22 protein-coding genes, 4 tRNA genes and 1 pseudogene are annotated in these 24,994 nt (G+C 68.0%); 5 read left to right on the top strand and 22 right to left on the bottom strand.

Annotation, left to right across the window (positions count from 1 at the left end; all coding sequences use genetic code 11):
• Positions 1–29: 29 nt before the first annotated feature.
• Together BFAL_RS11190 and BFAL_RS01245 are read right to left on the bottom strand one after the other, a co-directional pair.
• Positions 30–779, bottom strand: a complete 750-nt coding sequence (locus BFAL_RS11190; protein WP_055426638.1) for a hypothetical protein — start codon at positions 777–779, stop codon at positions 30–32.
• A gap of 84 nt (positions 780–863) precedes the next feature.
• Positions 864–1,604, bottom strand: a complete 741-nt coding sequence (locus BFAL_RS01245) for a hypothetical protein (RefSeq protein WP_055426637.1) — start codon at positions 1,602–1,604, stop codon at positions 864–866.
• Positions 1,605–1,785: 181 nt separating this feature from the next.
• Between BFAL_RS01245 and BFAL_RS01240 the strand changes: the two genes are divergently transcribed.
• A complete protein-coding gene (locus BFAL_RS01240) occupies positions 1,786–2,472 on the top strand; it encodes a hypothetical protein (RefSeq protein ID WP_055426636.1) in 687 nt (228 codons plus the stop codon).
• A 55-nt stretch (positions 2,473–2,527) separates the two neighbouring features.
• Here BFAL_RS01240 and BFAL_RS01235 read toward each other — a convergent pair whose 3' ends face one another.
• Genes BFAL_RS01235 through BFAL_RS01225 form a run of 3 tightly spaced genes read right to left on the bottom strand, consistent with a single transcriptional unit; the run spans position 2,528 to position 5,081 of the window.
• The gene (locus BFAL_RS01235; RefSeq protein WP_055426635.1) at positions 2,528–3,040 is read right to left on the bottom strand and encodes a hypothetical protein; all 513 of its coding nucleotides are present in this window, start codon (positions 3,038–3,040) and stop codon (positions 2,528–2,530) included.
• On the bottom strand, positions 3,037–4,362 hold the full coding sequence (locus BFAL_RS01230) for a hypothetical protein (RefSeq protein WP_055426634.1): 1,326 nt from the start codon (positions 4,360–4,362) through the stop codon (positions 3,037–3,039). The genes BFAL_RS01235 and BFAL_RS01230 overlap by 4 nt, the downstream gene beginning before the upstream one ends.
• Entirely contained in the window at positions 4,359–5,081 is a 723-nt protein-coding gene (locus BFAL_RS01225) for a response regulator transcription factor (protein ID WP_055426633.1), read from the bottom strand. The genes BFAL_RS01230 and BFAL_RS01225 overlap by 4 nt, the downstream gene beginning before the upstream one ends.
• 160 nt (positions 5,082–5,241) lie before the next feature.
• On the opposite strand from BFAL_RS01225, the gene BFAL_RS01220 reads away from it, so the two are divergent.
• On the top strand, positions 5,242–5,583 hold the full coding sequence (locus BFAL_RS01220) for an MGMT family protein (protein ID WP_055426654.1): 342 nt from the start codon (positions 5,242–5,244) through the stop codon (positions 5,581–5,583).
• 19 nt (positions 5,584–5,602) lie between these two features.
• Here the strand turns inward: BFAL_RS01220 and BFAL_RS01215 are convergent, their stop codons facing one another.
• The 3 genes from BFAL_RS01215 to BFAL_RS01205 are packed head-to-tail and all read right to left on the bottom strand — an operon-like array spanning position 5,603 to position 9,054.
• Positions 5,603–7,024: a DNA-processing protein DprA gene (locus BFAL_RS01215; protein WP_082440242.1), complete on the bottom strand. Its 1,422-nt coding sequence runs from the start codon at positions 7,022–7,024 to the stop codon at positions 5,603–5,605.
• A 36-nt stretch (positions 7,025–7,060) separates the two neighbouring features.
• Positions 7,061–8,605 carry a YifB family Mg chelatase-like AAA ATPase gene (locus BFAL_RS01210; RefSeq protein WP_055426632.1) on the bottom strand — a complete coding sequence of 515 codons (1,545 nt, stop codon included), beginning with the start codon at positions 8,603–8,605 and terminating at the stop codon, positions 7,061–7,063.
• A complete protein-coding gene (locus tag BFAL_RS01205) occupies positions 8,605–9,054 on the bottom strand; it encodes a YraN family protein (protein ID WP_055426631.1) in 450 nt (149 codons plus the stop codon). The genes BFAL_RS01210 and BFAL_RS01205 overlap by 1 nt, the downstream gene beginning before the upstream one ends.
• 291 nt (positions 9,055–9,345) lie before the next feature.
• On the opposite strand from BFAL_RS01205, the gene BFAL_RS01200 reads away from it, so the two are divergent.
• The 3 genes from BFAL_RS01200 to BFAL_RS01190 all read left to right on the top strand — a co-directional run bounded on the left by BFAL_RS01200 (position 9,346) and on the right by BFAL_RS01190 (position 13,169).
• On the top strand, positions 9,346–11,280 hold the full coding sequence (locus BFAL_RS01200; RefSeq protein ID WP_055426630.1) for an FAD-binding protein: 1,935 nt from the start codon (positions 9,346–9,348) through the stop codon (positions 11,278–11,280).
• 138 nt (positions 11,281–11,418) lie between these two features.
• Positions 11,419–12,375, top strand: coding sequence for a succinate dehydrogenase/fumarate reductase iron-sulfur subunit (locus tag BFAL_RS01195; RefSeq protein ID WP_055426629.1), 957 nt, complete (start codon positions 11,419–11,421; stop codon positions 12,373–12,375).
• Positions 12,376–12,497: 122 nt separating this feature from the next.
• Positions 12,498–13,169 carry an O-methyltransferase gene (locus BFAL_RS01190; protein WP_055426628.1) on the top strand — a complete coding sequence of 224 codons (672 nt, stop codon included), beginning with the start codon at positions 12,498–12,500 and terminating at the stop codon, positions 13,167–13,169.
• 27 nt (positions 13,170–13,196) lie between these two features.
• Here the strand turns inward: BFAL_RS01190 and BFAL_RS01185 are convergent, their stop codons facing one another.
• From BFAL_RS01185 to pflA, 14 genes and pseudogenes are all read right to left on the bottom strand, one after another.
• On the bottom strand, positions 13,197–13,985 hold the full coding sequence (locus BFAL_RS01185) for an LOG family protein (RefSeq protein WP_055426627.1): 789 nt from the start codon (positions 13,983–13,985) through the stop codon (positions 13,197–13,199).
• Between the two features lie 284 nt (positions 13,986–14,269).
• Positions 14,270–15,535, bottom strand: a pseudogene (locus BFAL_RS01180) (Na+/H+ antiporter NhaA); the annotation flags it as partial.
• A gap of 90 nt (positions 15,536–15,625) precedes the next feature.
• A tRNA-Arg gene (locus BFAL_RS01175) sits at positions 15,626–15,699 on the bottom strand.
• A 36-nt stretch (positions 15,700–15,735) separates the two neighbouring features.
• A tRNA-Arg gene (locus tag BFAL_RS01170) sits at positions 15,736–15,809 on the bottom strand.
• Positions 15,810–15,853: 44 nt separating this feature from the next.
• Positions 15,854–15,927 (bottom strand) — tRNA-Arg (locus BFAL_RS01165).
• 36 nt (positions 15,928–15,963) lie between these two features.
• A tRNA-Arg gene (locus tag BFAL_RS01160) sits at positions 15,964–16,037 on the bottom strand.
• 71 nt (positions 16,038–16,108) lie between these two features.
• Positions 16,109–17,482 (bottom strand): ATP-dependent Clp protease ATP-binding subunit ClpX, encoded by a 1,374-nt coding sequence (gene clpX / locus BFAL_RS01155; protein ID WP_055426626.1) that lies wholly within the window; start codon positions 17,480–17,482, stop codon positions 16,109–16,111.
• 117 nt (positions 17,483–17,599) lie between these two features.
• Positions 17,600–18,301: an ATP-dependent Clp protease proteolytic subunit gene (locus BFAL_RS01150; RefSeq protein ID WP_055426625.1), complete on the bottom strand. Its 702-nt coding sequence runs from the start codon at positions 18,299–18,301 to the stop codon at positions 17,600–17,602.
• Between the two features lie 5 nt (positions 18,302–18,306).
• Positions 18,307–18,924 (bottom strand): ATP-dependent Clp protease proteolytic subunit, encoded by a 618-nt coding sequence (locus BFAL_RS01145; protein WP_152973457.1) that lies wholly within the window; start codon positions 18,922–18,924, stop codon positions 18,307–18,309.
• Positions 18,925–18,975: 51 nt separating this feature from the next.
• Positions 18,976–20,451 carry a chloride channel protein gene (locus BFAL_RS01140; protein ID WP_055426624.1) on the bottom strand — a complete coding sequence of 492 codons (1,476 nt, stop codon included), beginning with the start codon at positions 20,449–20,451 and terminating at the stop codon, positions 18,976–18,978.
• A gap of 154 nt (positions 20,452–20,605) precedes the next feature.
• Positions 20,606–21,973, bottom strand: coding sequence for a trigger factor (gene tig, locus BFAL_RS01135; RefSeq protein WP_055426623.1), 1,368 nt, complete (start codon positions 21,971–21,973; stop codon positions 20,606–20,608).
• Between the two features lie 52 nt (positions 21,974–22,025).
• Positions 22,026–23,360: an HRDC domain-containing protein gene (locus BFAL_RS01130; protein WP_152973456.1), complete on the bottom strand. Its 1,335-nt coding sequence runs from the start codon at positions 23,358–23,360 to the stop codon at positions 22,026–22,028.
• Entirely contained in the window at positions 23,338–23,985 is a 648-nt protein-coding gene (locus BFAL_RS01125) for a DUF3000 family protein (RefSeq protein WP_055426621.1), read from the bottom strand. Before BFAL_RS01125 ends, BFAL_RS01130 begins: the two co-directional genes overlap by 23 nt.
• Before the next feature lie 53 nt (positions 23,986–24,038).
• The gene (gene pflA, locus BFAL_RS01120) at positions 24,039–24,917 is read right to left on the bottom strand and encodes a pyruvate formate-lyase-activating protein (RefSeq protein WP_055426620.1); all 879 of its coding nucleotides are present in this window, start codon (positions 24,915–24,917) and stop codon (positions 24,039–24,041) included.
• Between the last annotated feature and the right edge of the window lie 77 nt (positions 24,918–24,994).

Below are 24,994 nucleotides of genomic sequence, written 5' to 3'. Positions count from 1 at the left end.
ATCGTGCGACCGGTCCGTTTCGTCGTCTCCTACTGGTGCAGCGGATCCTGGCCGCACGACCAGAACTGCCTGCCCTGGGACGAGTTCATGTCGTACTTGTAGTCCGGATTGGGAGCGCCGTCGAAGGTCTCGCTCATGTATGGGCTGAAGAACTCGTGCCAGCGTCTGAGATTCTCCTCGAACCGGCTTTCGTCGGTCAGCCCCACGGTGCTCATGGTGCTCATGTATTCGTCTTCGCCGATGGGGCGCGGCAGCAGCCCGTGCTTGGCATAGCACTGGTAGACGCTGCGCTCCATGGCAGCCTGGTCGACGTTGTCGGGGTTCGCGTTCGTGGCCGCGTACAGGCTGGAGATGTCGCCCGCGCCCGTCTTGGCATGGCATTCGTCCATGACCTTGAGCTCCTCGTCGTCGGACATCGAGCCACGGTACCGTCCCATCGCCTCGCCCTGCTCCGCCGACCACGTGGCTTGGAGGCCGTACGGTTCGAGACAGGTGTTGTAGTCGTCGTAGACCTCCTGGATCTCGGCTTCGGTGATCCTGCCGTCCTTGAGGATGTTCCTGGCCAGATCGGTGGGCGCCTCCTCGTACGCCTTCCTGAATTCGGCGGCGTATGGCCCGGAGAAGGCCGGTTCGCCGCCCGCCCCGGCCGTTCCGGCACCGCCGCCCCCGTCCGGCGCCCGCCCGCAGCCGACGGACACCGCGCACACCGAGGCGGCGAGTGCGAATACGGCGGCCGCACGGCGCAGACGCCGCCGGATCGTCGTCGTTTCTCCCTTCATGATGGTCTCCTTTCGTGATGGAGGTCGCCGAGTGGTCGCGCGGCTTGTGCCGCGGCGGCCCGGAACCGTATGGGTGGCGTGCGTCTACCGCTGGTTGAGCGGGTCGGCCTGGCATTGCCAGAACCGCTCCGCCTTGGCGGCGTCGTAGTCGGGATTCGGGGCGCCGTTTTCATCGCGTTCCATGTAGATGCGGAAGAAATCGTTCCACACGCGGGTGCGTTCGACGTTCTCCTCCTCGTTCAGCCCTCCGGCAGGCCCCATGTCGAGATACTCCTGTTCGGTGATGGGCTCGGGCAACAGATCCTGCCGTCTGAGGCATTCGTATTCCGCCCGTTTCAGCGCATCGGCGTCGAGGTTGTCCGGGTTGTCGTGGATGTCGTCGTACAGGGATTCGACGATCCACAAGTCGGTTTTCCCAGCGCATTCGGTATTCCGGTCGTTCATCTCGTCCGCGCCCAGCACGTCCCCGCGCACTTGGGAGAGCTGCCCTTTGGACACGGCCAGCCCGTAGGGCGCCAGACACGTGTTCTGCGCGTCGAAGACCTCCGTCAGCTCCGCGTCGGTGATCCGGCAGTCCTCCAGAATCCGTTTGGCCAGCTCGCTCCCGGCCTGTTCCCAGCCACGCCGGAACGCGTCCGCGTACGGGCCTTGGAAGTCGGGTGCCTTGCAGACGGCCGCCACGGATGAGGCCTGCCTCCCGTCGCCGTCCGCGGCGTCTCCGGCGCCCGGCACCGAGCACGCCGCGACCGTCAGGCACAACGGCAGCGACACGACCGCCGCGAGCATCCGCCGGATGGCTCCGTATGCGTTCCCGTTCATCCTCATCACCGCCGATCATTGCGGACTTCCCTGTCGCAATCCAGCTTAGGCCGGATTCCCGCACGCACCGTCGTCTCCGTGTAGTCGGCGGGATGACGGCCGCGCTCGCAGGGATGAGGCCGTTCGGCATACTCTGGAACCACGTTCGGGCGAGGACGCCCGCACGATACGTCGAAGGAGGACGACGATGCGGCGCATGATCATTCCCACGGCCGCGATGCGCGCATGCGCCGTCGCGCTGATTGCCGCGTTGCTGCCGTTGCCGTCGGGCTGCACCGGACCGTTCGGCACCGGCACGGGATCCTCTTCCGCGGAACCCGCGTTCTCCGGGCCTTGGGCCGAGGACTTCGAGCGCGAATACGACGATGCGCGCGACCGGGGCAACACGTTCGCGCAGGAGGTGCTGCGCGACGGGCGCATCACCGAAGCGGAGGCCACCGAGACCATGAGCAGGTACCAGTCATGCATGGCGGACTCCGGCTTCACGCTCGACTACGTCATGCCGGACGGCAGCAGCCAGATGTCGGGCGAACTGACCGACGACGAACGGACGCGCTACAACGAGGCCGACATCGCATGCAGGTCGGACTCCGGCTCCCACTGGATCACGGCGTTGTACAACGCCATGAACGCCGATCCGGACGGGTCGTTGCGCAACCGCAGCGACGAGGAGGCCCGCCGGGACCTGGCGGACTGCCTCAAACGCAAAGGCGCGGTCGGCGACGGGTTCACCTTCGAGGACATCCCCGAAACCAATGCGAGCGGCGACGAGAACTACGCGTTCAGCCGCCAGTTCACCGAACCGGGAGGCCGATACTACGACGAGCACAGCGCCGACGTCTTCACCCAGTGTCTCGCGGACCCGCGCGCATGACCAACGGACACATGTCGCATGATGCATGACGGCCATCCGCCCGCGTCGCGCCGCGTCACGGATGACGCATCTCGACGCGGGACGAAGGGTGGCTGTCTCCCTGTGACGCCACGCCTCGCAGCGTCGTGTAATCGGATTCGGCGCCGCATTGCCGGATCACGCCGTCACGTTCCCGCTCATCCATCGATCCACGGACCGTCACGACCGTCTCGCCCTCGCCGCCGTCGACCGGACGCGACTGCAGCCCGTATACGGACAGGCATTCGTTGTAGACCGTATGCGCCTCGGACAGTTCGCCGTCGGTCACCATGCCGTCCTCCAGCGCCTTGCGGCCCGACTCGGTGTGCATGTTGTTCCATGCGTCAAGCAGCTCGTATTTGCGGGGGCCGGTGAATGCGGGGTGCCTGCTGCCGGACGGCAACGGGCGGCTGGTGCCGTCCGCCGCGTCGGAGGGCACGTCACGCCATGGTTCGGGCAGCGGCGCCACCCAGACAAGACCGCCAAGCGCGAGCGCCGTCAGCAGACATGCGGTGACGGTGCAGACCCGTCGGCGCGCGGCGGCGCTCATGGCGTGCTCCCGCCGCCGCGTCGTGCGGATTGCCGTTGCGGCACCGGTCCGGCGCTCGAGGCGGTGTTCCCCGGCCGCGTGGGGATGCGCGCGTACAGCACCCAGTCGCCGTCTTCGGCGCTGGTGTTGAGCTCGCCGCCGAGGCCGTCGATGATCCGGCGGTGCATCGCCAATCCGCTGCCATGCGCGGGGACGCCGACGCCGGGGGTTCGCGCCTCCTGCGGTGCGCTCAACGGGTTGGTCTCCATGATCTCGATGGCATCGTCGCCCATCGTCACCGCGCAGTAGTATGCGCCCGTCGCCGGGGTAAGATGCCTGCCGATGTTCGCCGCGACCTCCCCAAGGAGGGCCGCGGCCTCCCGCACCGAGGCTTCGGCGCAGTCGGCGGGCGGCTCGCCGCGCACGCCGAACGAGCCGTCCAGTCCGAGGCGTTCCAGACGCTCCCTGCCGTCCTCCGCCGCCCGCCGTATCGTCACGGCGGCAGCGGCGGCCGCGGATTCCGGCGGCGTGACGGGCTCCGCCGCATCGCCGAATCCGACATCGCCGGATCCGACGGACCGGTCGACGCCCGGCTCCTCCAGCAGGTCGATGACATGGTGGATCTCGTCGAGCACGGCGAGCGCCTGGGTGTTGACGAACTCCCAGTCGCGTCGCTCGCCGTCGTCCCCGTCCCCTTCGGGAAGGCGCCGGAGCCGGCGCTGCGCGGTCAGGGCGATGTACGACAGGCCCCCGCTGGCCGAGTCGTGGATGCGCGAGGCGAGACGCGTGTTGCGCCGCAGCGTCACGGTCCGCCATTGGCGGCGTTCCAGCATCATCGCGTGTTCGCGCATCTCGTCGCGTTGTCTGCGCCACCGGAACGACATGCCGGCGACGGCGGCGAGCGTGAACATGCCGATGTAGTTGACCATGCCGATCCATGTCGCGGACAGCGCATTGAACCTGTTCATCGCGACGGGCACGCATTCGGCGAGAATGACGGTCAGCAGCGCGGTGATCGAGACCGGGATGGCGCTGTCGTAGCCGATGATGGCGAGCGCGAGGTATGCGGCCCACAGCGGGTTCGGTCCGGACAGGTCGAGGACGAACAGCCGTGCGACGACGGTGGCGATGATGGTCCACGAGGCGGCGCGTGGCAATGCCGGCGTGAGGATGATGGCGACGACGGAGATTCCCGAGAATAGCGCGTTGAGCGGGTAGACGGGCGGGATTGCCGCCCATTCGATGAGGGTGGCGGCGAGCGCGAACGCGGCGATGGCGATGCGGGGCCAACGCGCGCGCAGCCATCGTGCGACGCCCGTGCGCCGGGTCGCCTCCGCGTTCACCGTTCGCCCTCCACCGCGCCGTTCCATAGGGCGACGGCCTGACCGCGCGTGGCGGCGCCGAGTTTGCGCATGGCGCGCGCCAGGTGCGTCTTCACCGTGGAAACGCCCACGTGCATGTCGGCGGCGATCTGCATGGTGTCGAGTCCGCGCGAACACAGGTTCATCGCCTCGGCCTCCCGGTCGGAGAGGAGGAACTGGCGTGGGACGCGCGTGCCGGCGAGACGCGCGTGCGCGGCCGCGGCGGTCTCGAACGGGGCGTCCCCCGAGCCGGTGCCGCGCCATACGCGGCCGTCCGCCACGGCGCGGACCGCGTCGACGAGAGGCGCTTCGACGGCTTTGGGCACGATGCCTTGCGCGCCGGCTTCGGCGGCTTTGGGCGCATAGACGGCGAGCGAGAACGAGGTGACGGCGAGAATGGCGACGCGTGCGCTCTTCACGCGGATGGCGCGGCAGACGGCAGGCCCGGATAGTTCGTCCATGCTCATGTCGGTCAGGAGCACGTTGGGCGCAGTGCTCGTGTCGAGGCAGCGTGCGACGGCGTCCCTGCCGGAGGTGGTCGTCCAGATGACGTGCGCCTCGCCCATGAGTTCGCTGATGGTGCGTTCGAGGAACGCAAGCGCGAAGCGGTCGTTGTCGAGCAGTCCGATGGTGATGATGGGTCGTCTGGCCTGTGCGCGCGCGTCTCTGGCCCCCGTGCCGGTGTTGGTGTCGTCGCCCATGTCCGCTCCCTTCCGGTCCATGCATGGATGCCGCTGCGCATCCGTGTTCCATTGTATGGCGGCCAATCGGCCGCCGGCCGCCGGAAACGGACGATATGTAGACTTAAGGATTACATTGCCGTCACCGGTCGGCATGATGACGGCGTCTACACTGGTGCGCATGGATGGACTGTCGTTCAACACGCGCGTGTATGCGGTGGTGCGTGGGATTCCGCGCGGCCGGGTCGCCACGTATGGTCAGGTGGCCGCGTTGGCCGGGGCGCCGCGCAACGCACGCATGGTCGGCTATGCGCTGCATGCCAATCCGGAACCGGGCGCGATCCCCTGCCATCGCGTGGTGTTCCGTGACGGTTCGCTCGCGCCGGGGTTCGCGTTCGGCGGCCCTGAACGGCAGCGGGCGCTGCTCGAGGAGGAAGGCGTCACGTTCATTCCGCCCGCATCCCGGCCGGCCGGCGACGCGGGATGGCGCGTCGATCTCGACCGGTGCCAATGGCATGCGTGAACGCCCGGCCGCGGCGCCTTCACCCGTCCGCCCGTCCGCCGTCACGTTGTTCCCTGGCCTCCCCCTGTTCCCACCGGATGACGCCGGCGGCCTCGAGCCCGCCGAGTTCGGCGGTCAGCCTCGGCATGGCGTAGGACGGCTCGTCCTCGCGCAGCCGTTCCAGCAGCGCGTCACGGGTCGCGGGAACATGCCGTCGCCGGCATGAACGTATGGCGGTGAGCACGGCGCCACCCGCCGTACCGTCCTTCTCACCGTCCTCCACATCGCCCTCGTCTTCGGTTCCGACGTCCGCCGCCGCGGCCGACGCCGGGCCGATGTCCGGCCGGTGCGCCGCGTGGATGAGATCGTCGATCTCCTCGACGCAGGTGAGCAGCATGGCCTGATGGTCGGCGATGATCCGGTTGCATCCGGCGTTGTGGGGCATGGTGATCGACCCCGGCACGGCGATGAGCTCACGGTTGAGGTCGCACGCCCAGTTCGCCGTGCTGAGCGCCCCGGAGCGCAGCCTCGCCTGCGCGACGACCACGGTGGAGGCGAGCGCCGCGATGATCCGGTTGCGCAGCAGGAACCGCCGCGCCTCGGGGATCGTGCCCGGGCACAGTTCGCTGATGAGCACGCCTCCCTGTTCGACCATGCGGTCGAACAGTCTCATGTTCGATGAAGGGCCGATATGGTTGAGCCCTCCCGCGAACACGGCCACGGTGCGGCCGACGCCCGACGTGCCGCCGCCGGCCACTTCGGCCGTGTCGGCGGCCGCGAGCGCGCCCCAATGGGCTGCGGCGTCCGTGCCGAGCGCGCCGCCGGATACGACCAGATGCCCGCCCGCGGCGACCCGCAACGCGGTCTCCCGCGCCACGGTGCGTCCGTAGTCGGTGGCGCCGCGCGACCCCACGATGGCGACGGGCTTGTCGCAGCTGGTCAGGGCGCGCACGTCGCCGACGCCCCACAGGCATAGGGGCGAGGCCCAGTCCTTGCGCGTGGACAGGTCCTGCAGTTGTCTTGGCCAGTATGGGCTCGTCGGTCCGATGATCCACTGCCGCCCGTCCATGGTGAACCAGTCGGTGAGCCCCTCCCATGCGAACGTGGGCAGGGTCTCCAACCGCGCATGCCATCCGGCGAGCGCGCGGTGGAACGCCTTCATGCTTTGCGGGCTCACCTTACGGCCCCATCTCGCCAGGCCTATGGCGAACATGCGGTCGAGTGCGCTTCCCGCGGCCTTCGCCTGCGGACCGGCATTGCCGGGGCGGGAGTCGATGAGGAGCTCCAGCGTACGCACGCCGTTCCCCACGCCTTTGACGGTGGCGTACATGATCGCGTCCGCACCGTCGAGGCAGTAGGTGAGCGCGGCACGCGCCAGCGTCTCCCGGTCCGGAGGCGCCGCCGTGCCGGCATGCGGCGTCGGGGAGGCCGCCGTCGCATCGTTCGGATGATTGTCGTTCATGGTCGTGTCCTGCCGTATCGTCTTCGTCGCCGATGGTCATATCAGCCTCGTTCTCAGGGCGATGCCCTGCAGCGTCTCCTCGCGGCTCGGCGAACCGCGCCCCGCGAGGTCAGCCAGGGTCCAGGCCAGGCGCATGGCGCGGTCCGCACCCCTCAGACTCAGACGCTGCGATTCCAACGCCCGGTTGATGGGTTCGAGCGCGTGCGCGGAGATGTTCGCACGCATCCACGAACCCGACGCCTGCGCGTTCGACGTCCAGCCGTGGGCGCGGTAGCGTTCGGCCGCGATCCGTCTGGCCTGCGCCACCCGCCGGCGGATTGTTTCGCTGGATTCCCCGCGCGCCTCCGGGTCGTGCGCTGCGATACGCGGCACGGGCGGGACCTCCACCTGGATGTCAATGCGATCCAGGATCGGGCCGGACAGTCTGCCGAAGTACCGTTGCCGTTCCTTGTGCGTGCACACGCAGCGTTCGCCGGTGCCGTAGCTCATGCCGCACGGGCAGCCGTTCGCCGCCATGAGCAGTTGGAACGACGCCGGATAGTAGGTGGTGCCCTTGGATCTCGACAACGCCACGTACCCGGATTCGAGGGGCTCCCTCAGCGTCTGCAGCGCGCGTGCGGAGAATTCCGGCGCCTCGTCCATGAACAGCACTCCCCGGTGGGCGCGGGTGATGGCGCCGGGCTCGGCCAGTCCGGTGCCGCCGCCGACCAGCGCGGCCGTGGACGACGTGTGGTGGGGCGCCTCGTACGGCGGCACCGCGCTGATGCCGTACGACGACAATGTGCCGCACAGCGAGCGTATCGACGCCACCTCCAGCTGTTCGGATTCGGTCAGCGGGCACATGATGCCTGGGAAGCGCGAGGCGAGCATCGTCTTGCCCGAGCCGGGAGGCCCGACCATGATCATGTGGTGCCCGCCGGCCGCCGCCACCTCCAACGCCCATTTCGCCTGTTCCTGGCCCACGACCTCGCACATGTCGCCTGAGGCCGGGGGCGTGAACGGTTCGGCACCCGCGCCCGCCGGCTCCGAACCGAATCCCGTCTCCGGGTCGGCGAGACGATACCTTGCCTCGCCTCCCATGAGCTCGATGAGCTCGCCCACATGGCGTACACCCACCGCGGCCAGGTCTTCGACGAGCGCGGCCTCGTCCATGTTGCCTGCCGGCAGGACAACCTGTCTGACGCCGCGTTCGCGCGCGTGCAGGAGGATCGGCAGCACCCCGTTGATCGGCAGCACGGTGCCGTCGAGATTCAGCTCGCCCATGACGATTGTGCCGATGAGGCACTCGTGCGGTATCGCGCCGGCGGCGCCGAGCACGGCCGCGGCGATCGCCAGATCGTGCGACGAGCCGCGTTTCGGCATGCTCGCCGGACTGAGGTTCACCGTCACCCGGGTCTCGGGCCAATGGAACCCGGTGGCCTGGCATGCCGACTTCACCCGTTCGCGCGCCTCGGACAGCGAAGCGTCGGGCAGTCCGATGATCGAGAAGTACGGCAGACCGGGGCTGATGAACGCCTGCATGGTGACGACGAACGCCTTCAACCCGATCAGGCCGACGGACAACGCGTTCCCTATGGCCATCAGAACGCTCCCGGAATATGGTGGACGGCCGGGCCGCCGTCACGCCTGACGACCACGGTGATCACGTCGAAACGTACGCCCTCGTGGGCGAGCCGGTGGGACGGCTCGAGCAGCCATTGCACGCCCGCGCGGCGCAGGTTTGTCTGCTTGGCGGCCGTGACCGCCTCCTGCGGCGCCCCGTGCTTCATGCTCCGACGCGTCTTGACCTCCACGAACACAATCCGCCGCCGCGGGTCCAGTGCCACGATGTCGAGCTCGCCGTAACGCGAACGCCAGTTGCGGTCGATGACCGACCATCCGCGTTCCGTCAGCCATGACGCGGCGTAGTCCTCGCCGAGGGCCCCGAGGGCACGTGCGGCGAGTGCGCCGTCCTCCAGACGTGCGGCGATGTCGCCGGACGGCGGGACGGGAGGGATGCCGGACGTCAGGGCCTCCGGCGCGGCCGTCATCGGTGTCGTCGTATCCATGCATCCACTGTGCGCCGCCGTCGCGCGGGGCGGCAACCCGTACGGCGAATGTGGACGGAGCCCCCTTCCCCGGGCGTGTTGTGGACAGGGTGTGGACGCGGATGAGGTTATCCACCATTCGTCAGCGCTCCTGACATCACACCGGCCCGCACCCCCGACGTCGGGCACACGGGCGGGCCCGGCCCCGCGCCGACCATGCCGGCCATGCCGGCCATGCCCGTTCCCTCCCACGGGGCGAGGGGCGAAGTCCTCCCCTATGGAACAATGTGTGATATGAGTCCGAAGCAGTTGGAAGATATGTACGATGCGGTGATCGTCGGCGCGGGCGCGGCCGGCCTGTCCGCGGCGCTGGGGTTGCTCCGCTCCCCCGAAATCAAGCGGATGGAGGAAGACGGCATCACGCCGAAGATCCTGGTGGTCTCGAAGCTGCAGCCGTTGCGCTCGCACACCGGATCCGCCGAGGGCGGCATCGCCGCCTCGCTCGGCAACATCGAATCCGACGACTGGCATTGGCACTACTACGACACCGTCAAGGGCGGCGACTGGCTGGTCGACCAGGACGCGGCGAAACTGCTCGCCGAATACGCACCGGAGACGGTCATCAACCTCGAACGCGGCGGCGTCGCGTTCTCACGCACCGAGGACGGCCATATCGCGCAACGCCGCTTCGGCGGCCACACGCGCGAATTCGGCGGTGCCCCGGTCAGGCGCGCCGCATATGCGGCGGACCGCATCGGCCACCAGATACTGCACGCGCTGTGGCAGCAATGCGTCGCCGCCGGCGTCACGTTCGCCGAGGAATGGTACGTGACCGACCTCGTCCTGGCGCACGACGGCGCACGGGCCGCCGGCATCGTCGCGTTCGACACGCACAAGGGGACCGTCCACGCGGTGAAGGCGCGCAACGTGCTGTTCGCCACGGGCGGCGCGGGCCGCCTGTTCCACACCACGTCGAATTCATGGGACCTGACGGGCGACGGCATGGCGCTGGCGCTCGCCGCCGGCCTGCAGTTGGAGGACGTGGAGTTCGTGCAGTTCCATCCGACGGGACTCGCGCATACGGGCATCCTCCTGTCGGAGGCGGCGCGCGCCGAGGGCGGCGTGCTGCGCAACGCGGACGGCGAGGCGTTCATGGAACGCTACGCGCCCGGTCATGCGGATCTCGCGGCGCGCGACGTGGTCTCCCGTTCGATCATGGCGGAGATCGACGCCGGACGCGGCGTCGCCGACCCGAAGGACCCGGACGGCCCGAAGGACTGCGTCTGGCTCGACATGACCGGCATCGACCCCGCGCACATGCGCGCGGTCCTCCCCCAGGTGGTGGAGACCATCGAGAAGTACGCGGACATCGACCCCGCGAAGGACCCCGTGCCGATCAAACCGACCGCGCATTACACGATGGGAGGCATCCCCATCACCGTCGACGGCCAGGTCTACCGGTGGCATGGCGGCGACGGGAACGGCGAGGCGCGCGACGGCTCACGCGAACCGGTCGAGGGCCTGTACGCGGCGGGCGAATGCTCCTGCGTGTCCGTGCACGGCGCGAACCGTCTCGGCGGCAACTCCCTCCTCGACGCCTGCCTGTTCGGCACGCGCGCCGGACGCGCCCTGGCCGCGCGCATCGCCGCCGCGCCGGTCGACGATCCGATGGCCGGAGACGATTCCGACGTGCGGGGTGCGGACGAGACGCGCGCACAGGCGGTCGACGCAGCCGCCGGCGAACGCGAACGCGAACTCAAGGAGCTGCTCACGCCCCGAGACGTCACGTCGGATCCGGCCCCGCAGGCCACCGATGGAACCGAGCGGTCCGCGGACGACAATCCCTACCGGCTCATGGCCGAGCTCGGCGCGGTCATGGAGCGCGCCGCCGCCGTGCGCTGCGACGCCGCGAGCCTCGAGACGGCGTTGCACGCCATCGACGACGAGCTCGCGCCACGCGCCACGGCGCTCGCCGCGCACGACGGGATCGCCGCGTTCAACCAGGAGATCACCGCCATCTGGGAGGTGCGTCATCTCATCGCGTTGGCGCGCGCCGTGCTCGCGGCGTCCGACGCGCGCCACGAGTCCCGCGGTTCGCTCAAGCGCAACGATTTCCCGCGGCGCGACGACGAACGCTACCTCGCCCACTCGATGACGGACGCGGCGGGACGGGTCGCATGGCAGCCGGTGCACATCGTCGACGTGCCGCCCAGGAAGCGCGAATACTGAGCGCGTCCGGACCATCCGGCCGCTGTCTGCGTGAATGGTGAATAATCCGCGCAGACAGCGGCCGGGAGACGGCCTGTCAGGCCACGGCTTATGTCACAATGTAGAGTTGTTTTTGGGACTTATCCAGGAGGCGCGCGCATGACGAATTCGACCGTGACGACGGTGACGTTGAAGGTGAACCGTTTCACGCCGCGTCCCGAACGAGCCGAACGCGCGCGCGGCGGCAGCCCGTTCGCCCGGACGCGCAAGAGTTCGCCGTTCGGCGGCTCCTCGGCCGCCCCCGCGCGCCGCCGCCCCCGCGGCAAACAGTGGGTGCAGGAGTACACGATTCCCGCACGTCCGGAAGACACGGTGCTCGACTGCCTCCTGACCATCAAGCGCACCGTCGACCCGACGCTCGCCTTCCGCTACTCGTGCGGCCACGGCATGTGCGGCTCCGACGCCGTGGCCATCAACGGCACGCCGAACCTGCTGTGCACCGCCACCCTCAAGGATTGGGCGAAACCGTCGGGCTCCCTGCCGCGGACCGACGACGAGGGGTTCCGCCGCATCGGCGACGACGCCGGAACCGAGGAGGAAGCGTCGGCGGAAGTCTCCCCCGATACCGCATGCGACGGCAGCCTCGGCGTGATCGAGCTCGGCCCGCTGCCCGGATTCCCCGTCGAACGGGACCTCATCGCCGACATCGATCCGATGCTCGACCAGATCCGCAAGCTCAAGCCGTATCTCGAGGCCGACGGGGTGCTCGCCACCACGCATGAAGGCAAGGTGGACGTCTTCGAATACCTGCAGCACCCGGATGAGCTCGCCCGCTACGAGCAGCTGAGCAACTGCATCGCCTGCGGCGTGTGCGAGGGCTCCTGCCCGGTGTTCGCCGGCGGCGACGCGTTCATCGGTCCCGCGGCGCTGATCTGGGCGAGCCGGTTCGTCAACGATTCACGCGATACGATCACCATGGACCGTCTCGACGCGATCGACACGGCGGACGGCGTGGCCGCATGCCAGTCGGTGCGCGCCTGCACGCGCCAATGCCCGCGCGGCATCGACGTGGGCGAGGAGATGTGGCAGATCGTCGCCAAGGTGCGCGAACGCTGACGCGAATTCGGCGGCGGGGCGTCTACGCGACGTGACGTAGACGCGGCCACGATGGCGCCTGCCGCACCGGACGAACGGCACCTGAACAGTTTTCCACTCGATTTCATCAAAGGACGTTGCTCATGGACAGGACCCAATACACGAACCTCGCCAGGGCGTGGCAGTTCGTGGAGGAGCACGCGCTTTCCCGGCAGACCCCGGCGATGGCGCAGATTCGAGCCGCCACAGAGAAGGCCGGCATGCCGCAGGGCTCCGCGGCCCAGGCCGAGGCGCTGTCCATGCTGGTGCGTCTGACGGGCGCGCGGTCCGTGATCGTGGTGGGCACCGGATCGGTGATGGAGACGTTGGAACTGGTGCGCGGGCTCGACGGGGCAGGCCAGCTCACCGCGGTGGACTCCTCCGCGAAGGGCATCGCCGTGATCCGCAAGGCGTTCGACGTCGTGCAGGATTCCACCGCGACCAAGCTGCGCGCGGTGAACGCACAGGCCGGCGTGTTTCTCCCCCGTCTCAACGCGGGTGACTACGACATGATCGTCGTCGCCGGCGACGCGGACAACTACGAGGCCTCGTTCGAGCAGGCGCCGCGTCTGCTGCGCGCGCACGGAGTCGTCGTGTTCACCGACATGCTCGCCTTCGATGACGGCCTGAACGGCGGAGGCGTACTCGACCCGGCCGACCGTAGCGAGAAGGCGACGGCGATGCGCGCCATGCTCGACACAATCGAATCGGACGACCGGTTCCGCACGGTGCTCACGCCCACCGGCACGGGTCTGCTCATCGCCGCGAAGCTGTGACGCCGCGAAGCCGCGGCGACGTGACGTTCAGGCTTTCCGGCCTGCGGTGACGGCCGACGTGGCGACGCGCACGGCCTCGTCCACATCGTCGGTGATGGTCACCAGACGTGGGTCGATGCCGGAGATCATGCCCCGACCGGCCACGGGCCCCTCCAACCAGTCGAACAGTCCACGCCAATAATCGGCGTCGTACAGCACGACCGGCATGTTCCCGACCTTGTGCGTCTGCACGAGGGTGAGCACCTCGAACATCTCGTCGAGCGTGCCGAATCCTCCCGGGCAGACGATGATGCCCGACGAATACTTCACGAACATGAGCTTGCGCACGAAGAAGTAGCGGAAACTCATGCCGAGATTCACGTAGGCGTTGATGCCCTGCTCATGGGGCAGTTCGATGCCGAGCCCCACGGATTTGCCGCCGGCGAGCGCGGCGCCCTTGTTCGCCGCCTCCATGATGCCCGGGCCTCCCCCGGTGATCACCGCGGCGCCCGCACGGACGATCCCCTCGCCCATGCGTTGGGCCGCGGCATATGCCGGTTCGGTCTGCGCGGTCCGCGCGGAGCCGAACACGGCCACCGCCGGCCCGAGCTCCGCGAGCGCGCCGAACCCGTCGACGAACTCCGCCTGGATGCGCAGGACCCTCCACGGGTCCATGTGCAGCCAGCCGGTGCCGTCGTCGGGCTGGAGCAGGTTCGCGGTGGTGTTGTCATCGGGAATCATGCTGCCGCGCATGATGATGGGACCGCGGTGGTAGGTCTGCTCGTAGGGACCGGCCGCGGTGCCGTCGGCGTGCATGTGCTCTGGTACTTCGCTCATACCGTCCGATTCTACCGGCGGGTTCCGGTGCCGCCCTTGGTCCGTCCACGCCAGTTCCAGCGTTTGAACGGGCGGCGGCGGCTGGCGCTGCCCGCGGACGGCGAGGAGGCCGCCGTCTGTTCGCCGAGCGCCTTGCGCCGGCGTTCCTCACGTCGCCGTTTGAGTTCGGCGAGCTGTTCCGGGGTGAACACGTCGATGTCGATGCTGACGGTGCCGTCGTCCGCCACGGTGACATGCTCGGATTCCAGGCGTGCGACCTCTTCGGACAGGCGGCGCGCGGCCGCCTCGCGTTCGTAGCGCGCGGACTGCCTGCTGAGCAGCACGCCGGAGACGCCGGCCGCGATGAGCGAGCCGACGAGCACGCCGAAGCGCGCTTCCGCCGAGAGTTCCGGATTGTCGTAGGCCAGCGAGGCGATGAGGAACGAGACGGTGAATCCGATGCCGCAGGCGCATGCGGCCGGAATCATGTCGCGCACGCGCAGGCCCTTGGGCATGTTCAGGCCGCCCGGATGCGTGGCCAGCCAGGCGGTGGCGAGGATGCCCAGCGGTTTGCCGACGACGAGGGCGACGATGAGGGCGAGCACGACCGGGGAGAGCATGAGCTCGGGGGTCAGCGAGGCGAATCGCACGCCGGTCGCGAACAGGGCGAAGATGGGTAGGGCGAGCAGCGCGGAGAACGGCTGCAGTTTGCTTGCGTAGCGTTCGGCGCGCGGCGACTCCTCGCCGTGCATCTCGCGCGCCGGCGTGAGCAGGCCGACCAGGACGCCCGCGAGCGTGGGGTGTACGCCGGCCTCGAACATCATCACCCAGGCGAGGATGCCGACGATGCCCACCAGCGGCCATGGGATGCGTTCGCGGCGTACGAGCCACGCCCATGCCGCGGCGCATACGGCGATGCCGATGAACCAGTACCATGCGTTGAGCGATGAGAAGAACACGGCGATGAGGATGATGGCGAGCAGGTCGTCGACGGTGGCGAGCGTCATGAGGAAGGCTCGTATCGATCCCGGCAGCGCCTTGGCGAACAGGGCGAGCACCGCCAGCGAGAATGCGATGTCCGTGGCGGTGGGGATGGCCCAGCCGTGCAACGTTTCGGCGTAGGGTATGGCGCTGCCCGTCGTGGGCAACAACACGTTGCCTACGCCGCCCGGCCCGTATTCGGAGAACAGGAACGTGACGATGACGAACAGGAGAGGAGGCACCAGCATGCCGCCGACGGCGCACAGCATCGGCACCGCCGCAGCTTTCGGATTGGCGAGCGAGCCGGTGGTGAGCTCCTGCCTCAGATCCAGTCCGACGGTGAGGAAGAAGATGGTGAGCAGGCCGTCCTGGGCCCAATGCCCGATCGGCAGGTCGAGGTTCGTGTACGGCACGGCGATGTGCGTCTCGGCGATGGTCTCGAACAGGTGGGCGGTCGCGGGCAGGTTGGCGAGCACAAGGCCGAGGAACGCGAAGGACAGCATGATGAGTCCGGAGATGCGGTCGGAAGCGGCGATGCGACGAATCGCAACCCACGCTCCCCCGCCTGCCGTGCCGTTGTGTGTCGTCATCCGTCCTCCCCGCTCTCCGTGCCGTGACCGACGATACCATTCAATCATATTGAAAAAGCCCCTGTCACGTTCGTGATAGGGGCTTCGCCGTGCGCGAGACAGGATTCGAACCTGCGACCTGCTGATCCGTAGTCAGCTGCTCTAATCCGCTGGGCTACTCGCGCGATCCGCTTGTTGTTTACCTCGCGCGGAACGAGGAGTGCGCCGGACAGGATTCGAACCTGCGACCTGCTGATCCGTAGTCAGCTGCTCTAATCCGCTGGGCTACCGGCGCAAACCGATATTCGGTTGTTGCGGTACGAATGGTTTCATACCGGGTGCGCGAGACAGGATTCGAACCTGCGACCTGCTGATCCGTAGTCAGCTGCTCTAATCCGCTGGGCTACTCGCGCGATCCGCTTGTTGTTTACCTCGCGCGGAACGAGGAGTGCGCCGGACAGGATTCGAACCTGCGACCTGCTGATCCGTAGTCAGCTGCTCTAATCCGCTGGGCTACCGGCGCATGTTGCCTTGTTCAGACAACTCGACATATATTACCCGTGGCAAGGAATTGCGCAAGGCCGGCGTGTCGCATCATGCCGCCCTGCGCCGCCGCGACTGCGAGTGCCCACGCGCCGGCACCGGATGCAGTTCCTGCGTGTCCACGCTTTCGCTGGACCGGACCATCTTCGGCACGCCGGCGCCGGTGACCGAGGCCTTGTCCACGATCACCTGCGTCACGTCCGGCATGCTGGGCAGCTGGAACATCGTGTCCTGCAGCACCCGTTCGATGATGGACCGCAGCCCGCGCGCCCCCGTGCCCTGCCTGATGGCCGTGGCGGCGATGGCGCGCACCGCCTCCCGCGTGAACGCGAGGTCGACGCCGTCGACGGCGAACAGCTTCATGTACTGCTTGACGAGCGCATTGCCCGGTTTGGTGAGCACCGCCGCCAGATCGTCCTCGTCGAGGTCGTCGAGGACGCTGACGACCGGCAGTCTGCCGATGAACTCCGGCAGCAGGCCGAACTCGGCGAGGTCGTCCGCGTTCGCGTGGCGCAGCAGCTCCTCGTCCGGGATCTCATGGTCGTGCCAGGACGCGCCGAAGCCGCTCTCCCTCGCGCCGAGACGGTCGCGGACGATGTCGGTCAGTCCGACGAACGCGCCGCCGCAGATGAACAGGATGCCCCGCGTGTCGATCCGCACGGTCTCCACCTCACGGTGCTTGCGCGAACCTTCGGTGGGCACGTTGGCGATGGTGCCCTCGAGGATCTTGAGCAGCGCCTGCTGCACGCCTTCGCCGGACACGTCCCGCGTGATGGAGGTGTTCTCTCCGCTTTTGCGGGCGATCTTGTCGATCTCGTCGATGTAGACGATGCCGTGCTCCGCCTTCGACACATCGCCGTCCGCCGCTTCGATGAGCCGTTGCAGGATGGTCTCGACGTCGTCGCCCACATAGCCCGCCTCGGTGAGCGTGGTCGCGTCGACGATGACGAACGGCACGTTCATGACCTTCGCCAGCGTCTGCGCGAGATACGTCTTGCCCACACCCGTCGGCCCCAGCAGCAGGATGTTGGATTTGGCGACCTCGACGTCGGCGAGCGGGTCTCGCACGTCTTCCCCGCGCATGCGCGCGTGCGTCTCGTCGAGGCGCCCGGCGCGCTGCGCCATCTCCATGTTGACGCGTTTGTAATGGTTGTACACGGCGACGGACAGGGCGCGTTTCGCATCCTGCTGGCCGATCACGTACCGGTCGAGGTATGCGTTGATCTGGATGGGCTTCGGCAGCTGGAGCGCGTTGATCTCGGCGTCCTTGTGGCGTTCCTCGGAGATGATGCCGACGCACAGTTCGATGCATTCGTCGCAGATCGCGGCCCCCTGCCCGGTGACGAGCTTGCGTACCTGATGCTCCGTCTTGCCGCAGAACGTGCACTTCGGCACGCCGTCGTCGTAACTCACCACATGCCCCATCGCATCTCCTCCTTCCCGGATCGGGACCACCCGATGCCCCGGCGCGCCCGCCCTCGAATGCGCGCCCACGTATACGAGCGCCGGGCCCTCCCCTCACGGGAAGGCCCGGCGGAACACCTACTGGCGGTGCGCCAGCACCTCGTCGACGATGCCGTACTCCTTGGCCTCATCGGCCGTCAGGAACGTATCCACCTCGATGTCCTTGGCGATCTTCTCCTGCGACTGGCCGGTGTGCTTGGCGAGCGTCTTCTCCAGCCATTCGCGCATGCGCAGCATCTCGCGCGCCTGGATCTCGATCTCCGTGGCCTTGCCGAAGCCCTGGTCGATGGCCGGCTGGTGGATGAGCACGCGTGCGTTCGGCAGCATGAGGCGCTTGCCCTTCGTGCCGGCGGCGAGCAGGATCGCGGCGGCGGAGGCGGCCTGGCCGAGGCACACGGTCTGCACGTCCGGTTTGATGTACTGCATCGTGTCGTAGATGGCGGTCATGGCCGTCATCGAGCCGCCGGGCGAGTTGATGTACATCATCACGTCGCGGTTCGGATCCTGCGATTCGAGCACGAGCAGCTGCGCCATGATGTCGTCGGCGGAGGTGTCGTCGACCTGCACGCCCATGAAGATGATGCGGTCCTCGAACAGGCGCGTGTACGGGTCCTGCCTCTTGAAGCCGTACGGGGTCTTCTCCTCGAACTGCGGCAGGATGTAGCGGTTCTGCGGCGCGAACGCGGCCTCGCGGCGCACGGCCGGCATGAACCCGACGACGCCGGCGGGGCCGGCCAGACGGTCGGCGCGGGCGGCGAACTTCGCTTCCTCGGATGCCATGCTGCTCATTCTCCCTTCGTCATCGAATCGTGCGTGGTGATGATTTTGTCCACGAAACCGTACTCCAGCGCCTCGGTGGCGGTGAACCAGTGGTCGTACTCGTTGTCGCGGTAGATCTCCTCGACGGTGTGGCCCGTCTGTTCGGCGGTCAGCTCGCTCATGGTCTTCTTCATGTCCATGATGAGCTCGGCGTTGATGCGCACGTCGGTGGTGGTGCCGCCGATGCCGCCCGACGGCTGGTGCATGAGCACGCGGGCGTGCGAGGTCAGGAACCGCTTGCCCTTGGTGCCGGAGCTCAGCAGGAACTGGCCCATCGAGGCGCACATGCCGAGTCCCACCGTCGCCACGTCGGGCTCGATGAGCTGCATGGTGTCGTAGATGGCCATGCCCGCGGTGATGGAACCGCCCGGAGAGTTGATGTACAGCCAGATGTCCTTCTTCGGATCCTCGGCGGCGAGCATGAGCATCTGGGCGCAGATGCGGTTGGCCATGTCGTCCTTGACCTCCTCACCCATCCAGATGATGCGGTCCTTGAGGAGCCTGTTGAAGATCGGGTCGGCGAATCCGGCGGCCGGCGCGTCGTCGCCAGCCATGGCCGGAAGGGTTGCAAGAGTGTTGCTCACCTTGTTCTCCATTTCGAATACTGTCTTGAACAGTATTCAAGACTACCGCCTTCAAGCGACGGCGGGCGCATTTCCGCCGGCTTTCGGCTCGACGCGTACAGTGCCGGCGCGCTTCGCCGCGCCCCGTCGCCCCATCGCGGCCAGCAGCCATTGGGAGACGAACGCCGAGGCGGCGACGGCGAGACCGACCGGCACGAAGAAGGCGATGGGGGCCGAAGTGAGTTCCATGACCAGGCTCATGGCCATGAGCGGCGCCTGCTGCGAGGCGGCCAGCAGCGCAGCCGCGCCGAGCAGGGCGCACGTCACGGGCGTTTCGGCGGGGAACGCGAACACCCATGGCAGTCCCAGCATCGCGCCGAGGGTCGCGCCGAGCGCGATGCCCGGCTGCAGCACACCGCCCGAGGCACCGGAGCGCATGGTCATCACCGTGACGAGCGCCTTGGCCGCGAACGTCAGGGCGAGAACGCCCGCCACCGCCCACAGGTTCGCCTGCGACAGGGGGAATCCCGCGGCCGCAGGCGGCACGGCCGCTCCCGCGGGGCCGGCGGGACCCGAGGAGAGTAGGTTCCACGGCGACGCCGCCGCCGAAGATGCGGATTGCGACGCCCCGGCGGCCGTCGCGTCGGGAATGAACGTGCCGAACCCGAGCTGGGCGGCGGCGCGCCCGTTGCCCATCACCTGCGGCACGACGAACGCGACCAGACCGGTCACGAGACCGGCCAGCGGCATCTGCCACAGGATATGCCGGTCATGGGTCTGGTGCGAGCCGGCCCATTGCGACCCTTTGCGGAACAGGGCTCCGGCCACGCCGCACACGGCCCCGCACAGCAGCGCGAACGCCATGAGGCTGACCGAGTAGTCCGGCTGCATGGCCGTGACGTCATAGAACGTGTGACGACCCTTGACCAGCGAGGCGACGAACGCGGCCGTCGCGGACATACCGAGCGCGAACGCGACCTTCTCGATGGTCACGTCGACGAGCAGGATCTCCACGGCGAAGAACATGCCCGCCAAAGGCGCGTCATAGACGCCGCCGAGACCGGCGCCTGCCGCCACCGCGACCACCATGCGCCGGTCGAGTCCGCTCTCCCCCTCGATGCGCAGCAGGTCGCAGAAGCGTTGCGCGAGCATGGCGCCGAGCTCGCGCGGGGCGACCTCGCGCCCGATGGACGCGCCGGAGCCGACGATGAAGATCTGCAGCGCCACATGCACCAGCGTCTGCCACCATGGCATCCGTTCGCCTGCCACCGCCCGCTTGACCGAAGGCACCCTGGTCGTCTTGTTGCGCAGCAGGTACCAGATCACGCCGGCGACGGCCAGCCCCACGGTCACCGAAACGGCCCGCCGCACCGCGGGCACTCCGAACGGGCCCGGCATGGAAGCGTCTTCGACGTAGCCGAGCATCACATGCTCGACGCTGTACAGCAGCAGCGTGAGCAGACCGGCTCCCACACCAATCAGGGAGCCGAGGACGATCGTCGCCACGATGAGCCAGCCCATGCGGCGGGGATCCGGTGGTTGGCGCATGACGTACTCCTTGCCTCTGCCTACCGTCTCTTGCCTTTCATCGCCCTTCATCGCCTTTCATCGTCTCCGGGCAACGAAAGAGCCCGGAGTCATTACACTCCGGGCTCTTGACCACGCGCGTGGCGCCTAGGCGTCAGCGCCGCGAGGCATCAGCTCACTCGCCGTCCTTGGCGGACAGCTCGTCGGCGACCGCGGCGGCGGCGGAAGCGGCCTCGACGGACTCGGCCTCCTCCTCTTCGGCGGCGTCACCGAGGAACGCGGAGAGGTCGACCTCCTCGCCGTTCGCGGTGAACTTGACGGCGCGCATGCCGGCCAGCAGACCCTTGGAACGGCCGACCTCCTGCACGGCGGAGCCGAGCTGGCCGTTCTTGATGATCGCCTGGATGAAGGCGTTCGGATCCATGCCGTACTGCTGGGCGATGGAGGCGAGGAAGTTGAACACGTCGGCCTGGGAGACCTCGACGTTCATCTTCTCGGCGAGGGTGTCGAGCAGGATCTGGTCCTTGAGCTCCTTCTCGGCGCCCTCCTCGGCCTGCTGCTTCTGCTCGTCGGTGGCCTTCTCCGGATCCGGGGTGAGGCCCTTGAGGTGCTCCTCGACCGCGGCGGCCTTGACGCCCTTCGGCACCGGAATCTCGAGGCCCTCGGCCAGCTTCGCGAGGAACGCGTCGCGGGCCTCGGTGGCCTGACGGCCCTTGGCGTCCTCGGCGGCGGCCTTGCGGATGTCTTCCTTGAGCTCGTCGAGCGTGTCGAACTCGGAGGCCTCCTGGGCGAAGTCGTCGTTGAGCTCCGGGAGCTCCTCGGCCTTCACGGAGTTGACCTTGACCTTGACGGTGGCCTTCTCGCCCTCGTGCTCGCCGGCTTCCAGCGTGCCCTCGAAGGTGGTCTCCTCGCCGGCGGACAGGCCGTCGAGCGCCTCATCGAGGCCGTCGAGCATCGTGTTGGAGCCGAGCTCGTAGCTCACGCCCTCCTGGGAGTCGACGGTCTCGCCGTCGATCTCGGCGGACAGGTCGATGTTCGCGAAGTCGCCCTTGGCGGCCGGACGGTCGACGCCGACCAGGGTGCCGAAGCGCTGGCGCAGGGTCTCGAGACGCTTGTCGACGTCCTCGTCCTTGACCTCCGGGGCGGCGATGGCGATCTCCAGACCGTCGATCTCCGGCAGCTCGATCTCCGGGCGACGCTCGACGGTCGCGGTGAACTTGAGCTTGGTCTCGTCCTTGGCGGACTGCGGGACCTCGACGACGTCGAACTCCGGCTGGGCCATCGGGTGGATCTTCTTCTCCTCGAGGGCCTTGGAGTACAGCTCAGGCACGCCATCGTTGACCGCTTCGCCGGCGACGGCGCCGAAACCGAAACGCTGGTCGATGATCTTGCCCGGAACGTGGCCCTTGCGGAAGCCCGGTACGTTCACCTGCTTGGCGATGTCCTTGCGAGCGGCATCGAGATACGGGTCGAACTCCTCCGGTTCGACGGTGATGGTGAGCTTCACTTTGGTGGGTTCGAGGTTACGAACGCTGATCTTCACGCTAAACGCTCCTGAAAAGTTTGTTTGTCCTACTTCTGCCCGAAGGCAACCGTCACAGTATAGCGCGTGACACGGACGCGGCAATCAGCGCCACCTGCCAGTCGCGCGCGCCCTGCGCCCTGAGGAACGCAGCGACGTCGCGCGAAGCGGGGTCGTCGGTCCAGCACAGGTTGCGGATGATCTGCGGGCGTACGATCACGTCGGCCGGGGTGCGCGTGTCCTCGGCGATCTGGTTGACGACGCGGCGCGCGCGCTTGAGCCGCTCGAGCCGCTCCGGGCGCCGCTCCCACATGCGCATGCCGCGCGGCGCGTTCGTCTCCTCGGAGTCGTCGGCGCCGCCCCTCGCGTCGCCGCGGCCGCTCGGCACGACCGGCAGGTCGGCGGCGGGAAGGGCGAGCGCCTCTTGGATGACGGCCTTCCACACGGAGGGCTTCACGGCGCGCTGGATTGGCGCGTAGCGTTCGAACATCTTGTCCTGCTCGCTCCCGGTGTGCATGCGCACGCGTTCGTTGAGGCACCTCACGGCACGGAACTCCCTCGCATTGCGAGGCTTGCGCTTCGCCGCCTCGATGATCGACGAGTCCTCGAGCAACAGCGTGGGAGAGATGTCGTGCAGTCGCGCGAGCTCGTCGCGTTTCGTCCACAGGGCGCGGGCGATGGCGAGGCCCCGCGGGTCGCGGGCGATCTCGGTGATGTGGGAGATGCGCAGCCAGGGCACCGGATGCGCGTGGCGCGGGCGCCCGGACGTGCCTTCGGCGAGGACGTGCGCGAACTCCTGTTCGGCCCACTCGGCCTTGCCGGCGCGCCTGAGTTCGTCGCGCATGATCGTTTCGAGCTCGATGAGCAGCTCGACGTCGAGGGCCGCGTAGTTGCGCCAGTCGTACGGCAGCGGGCGGTACGACCAGTCGGCGGCGGAGTGCTCCTTGGCGAGCGTGATGCCGAGATAGTGCTCGGTGACGGAGGCGAGGCCGAAGCGGCGCAGGCCGAGCAGGCGCGCGGCGATCTCCGTGTCGAACAGGCGACGCGGCCTGAGCCGGATGTCGGCGAAGCCGGGCAGGTCCATCATCGCGTCGTGGATGATCCATACGGCGTCGCCGACGGCCTCGTTGAACTCGTTCCAGTCGACGCCGGCGCGTGTGAGCGCCACCGGGTCGAGCAGGATGATGCCCGCGCCCTCGCGTTTGAACTGGATGAGCCAGTCCTCGTGGCCGTAGCGGAATCCGGACGCGCGTTCCGCGTCGGCGGCGAGCGGTCCCGCCGATGCGGCCAGCGCCTCGCATGCGCGATGATAGCCTGCCGGCGTGTCGATAAGGGAGGGCACTCCCCCGCGCGGCGTGGATTGCAGTCTTGGTTCCGCTTTCGGTTCAGTCAACGTCCGTTTCCCCATCAAAGTGCATGGCGGATTTCAGGAAGCGCGCCCATGCGGACACGCCCGAGGCGGCATCATACGCCATGCCGTCGAACGTCGTGGGGGTGAAGGAGACGCGAATCTCGCATCCGCTGGATCCGTCACGCCCGAGCGCGCCGAACGCCGTGTTGCGCGTGACGGTGACGGTGCCGCCCACGCTGTCCGGCACGACGCCGTCGAGATGGTCGCACATGAGATCCCAGTAGAGTTCCGCAGTGAGCGCGTCGCCTTCGCCGTCGTTCAGCGGAAGACTCGCGAACGCGACGCACCGCCAGTGCGACCCCCAGTCCTCGCGCGGTTCGTTCGCATAAAGAATCATGATCCACCCGTTGGCCGATCCCCTCGTCGGGACCATGCCGGAAGGCGGATCCGCCGTGGCGCGGGAGCCCGCTTCGATCTCGACGCCGATGCCGTAGTCGGCGAGCGTCGACGGTACGGGGATCTCGCGATAGCGTACGTCCCTCGGACGCGGCATGCGTCGTATTGATTCGACCGCATGCCATACGTCGTCCGGTACGCCGACCGGCCGGCCCGGCATCGCCGGGTCGGCGTCACATCCGGTGCGCGATTTCACGCCCGTGGGAAATGCGTAGATGTCGGCCATGCTTCCAGCGTAAGGGCGTGTACGCGCTTTCGCGGTAACGGCACGCGGGGAATTCAGTAGACGGTGAACCCGTGCGCCTCGAACTGCTTGGTGACGCGCTCGCGCAGCGCCGCGTTCGGACCTTTCTGGTTCTCCAGCGGGTAGGGGATGCGCATCTCGTGCCACTTGGGCCTGCCGAGCTGGTGGAAGCCGAGCACGTCGATGTGCTCCACGGCGCCGTCGAAGCTTTCGCAGATCCTCGCGACGTTCTCGACGTTCTCCTCGGAGTCGGTCAGACCGGGCACGAGCACGAAGCGCACCCAGATCTTCTTGCCGGCCTTGGCGAGCCGGCGGCCGAAGTCGATGGTGGGCTGGAGCACGCCGCCGGTGACCTTGCGGTAGGTCTCCTCGTCGCCGGACTTGACGTCGAGCAGGCACAGGTCGATGTCCTCGAGCATCTCGTCGGTGTAGTTCGTGTTGAGGAAGCCCGAGGTGTCGAGGCAGGTGTGCACGCCCATCTCCTTGGCGGCGCGGAACACGCGGGAGACGAACGCCGGCTGCATCATGGACTCGCCGCCGGAGAAGGTGATGCCGCCGTGCGTGGCCTTGAACAGGTCCTTGTAGCGGTCGACCTTCTTGATCATCGCCTCGAGCGTGACGGGCTTGCCGTCGCGCATCTTCCACGTGTCCGGGTTCTGGCAGTACTGGCAGCGCAGCGGGCATCCGGACATGAACACGGTCATGCGCGTGCCCGGCCCGTCGACGGAGGTGTTGATGTCCCATGAGTGGACGAAGCCGATGTCGCCGGAACGCAATGCGGCGATGCGGTCGCGGCGGTCGAGCCCGATGGGTGATTCGAAGCCGGAGAGACCTCCCATGAGGGTCTGCTTGGCGTACGTCTTGGATTCGCGCAGCATGTGCCGCGTGGTGGTGCGGAACTGGGTTTCGGGCATCGTTGTCCTCCTGTTCCAAGTGGTGATGCGTTGTCGAAGGTGTGTGGTTGCGCCGGGCACGTGGTGCCATGCGCGCT

The organism is Bifidobacterium aesculapii (assembly GCF_001417815.1).
GTDB lineage: Bacteria > Actinomycetota > Actinomycetes > Actinomycetales > Bifidobacteriaceae > Bifidobacterium > Bifidobacterium aesculapii.
Note: the sequence above shows the minus strand (reverse complement) of the source record. Positions and strands in the feature narration are given on the sequence as shown.

What these genes read in the sequence shown, in the direction of transcription:
- BFAL_RS11190 (WP_055426638.1), bottom strand. Translation starts at nt 779, where the DNA reads ATGAAGGGAGAAACGACGACGATCCGGCGGCGTCTGCGCCGTGCGGCC.
- BFAL_RS01245 (WP_055426637.1), bottom strand. Translation starts at nt 1,604, where the DNA reads ATGAGGATGAACGGGAACGCATACGGAGCCATCCGGCGGATGCTCGCG.
- BFAL_RS01240 (WP_055426636.1), top strand. Translation starts at nt 1,786, where the DNA reads ATGCGGCGCATGATCATTCCCACGGCCGCGATGCGCGCATGCGCCGTC.
- BFAL_RS01235 (WP_055426635.1), bottom strand. Translation starts at nt 3,040, where the DNA reads ATGAGCGCCGCCGCGCGCCGACGGGTCTGCACCGTCACCGCATGTCTG.
- BFAL_RS01225 (WP_055426633.1), bottom strand. Translation starts at nt 5,081, where the DNA reads ATGGGCGACGACACCAACACCGGCACGGGGGCCAGAGACGCGCGCGCA.
- BFAL_RS01220 (WP_055426654.1), top strand. Translation starts at nt 5,242, where the DNA reads ATGGATGGACTGTCGTTCAACACGCGCGTGTATGCGGTGGTGCGTGGG.
- BFAL_RS01215 (WP_082440242.1), bottom strand. Translation starts at nt 7,024, where the DNA reads ATGAACGACAATCATCCGAACGATGCGACGGCGGCCTCCCCGACGCCG.
- BFAL_RS01210 (WP_055426632.1), bottom strand. Translation starts at nt 8,605, where the DNA reads ATGGCCATAGGGAACGCGTTGTCCGTCGGCCTGATCGGGTTGAAGGCG.
- BFAL_RS01205 (WP_055426631.1), bottom strand. Translation starts at nt 9,054, where the DNA reads ATGACGGCCGCGCCGGAGGCCCTGACGTCCGGCATCCCTCCCGTCCCG.
- BFAL_RS01200 (WP_055426630.1), top strand. Translation starts at nt 9,346, where the DNA reads ATGAGTCCGAAGCAGTTGGAAGATATGTACGATGCGGTGATCGTCGGC.
- BFAL_RS01195 (WP_055426629.1), top strand. Translation starts at nt 11,419, where the DNA reads ATGACGAATTCGACCGTGACGACGGTGACGTTGAAGGTGAACCGTTTC.
- BFAL_RS01190 (WP_055426628.1), top strand. Translation starts at nt 12,498, where the DNA reads ATGGACAGGACCCAATACACGAACCTCGCCAGGGCGTGGCAGTTCGTG.
- BFAL_RS01185 (WP_055426627.1), bottom strand. Translation starts at nt 13,985, where the DNA reads ATGAGCGAAGTACCAGAGCACATGCACGCCGACGGCACCGCGGCCGGT.
- clpX (WP_055426626.1), bottom strand. Translation starts at nt 17,482, where the DNA reads ATGGGGCATGTGGTGAGTTACGACGACGGCGTGCCGAAGTGCACGTTC.
- BFAL_RS01150 (WP_055426625.1), bottom strand. Translation starts at nt 18,301, where the DNA reads ATGGCATCCGAGGAAGCGAAGTTCGCCGCCCGCGCCGACCGTCTGGCC.
- BFAL_RS01140 (WP_055426624.1), bottom strand. Translation starts at nt 20,451, where the DNA reads ATGCGCCAACCACCGGATCCCCGCCGCATGGGCTGGCTCATCGTGGCG.
- BFAL_RS01130 (WP_152973456.1), bottom strand. Translation starts at nt 23,360, where the DNA reads ATGGGGAAACGGACGTTGACTGAACCGAAAGCGGAACCAAGACTGCAA.
- BFAL_RS01125 (WP_055426621.1), bottom strand. Translation starts at nt 23,985, where the DNA reads ATGGCCGACATCTACGCATTTCCCACGGGCGTGAAATCGCGCACCGGA.
- pflA (WP_055426620.1), bottom strand. Translation starts at nt 24,917, where the DNA reads ATGCCCGAAACCCAGTTCCGCACCACCACGCGGCACATGCTGCGCGAA.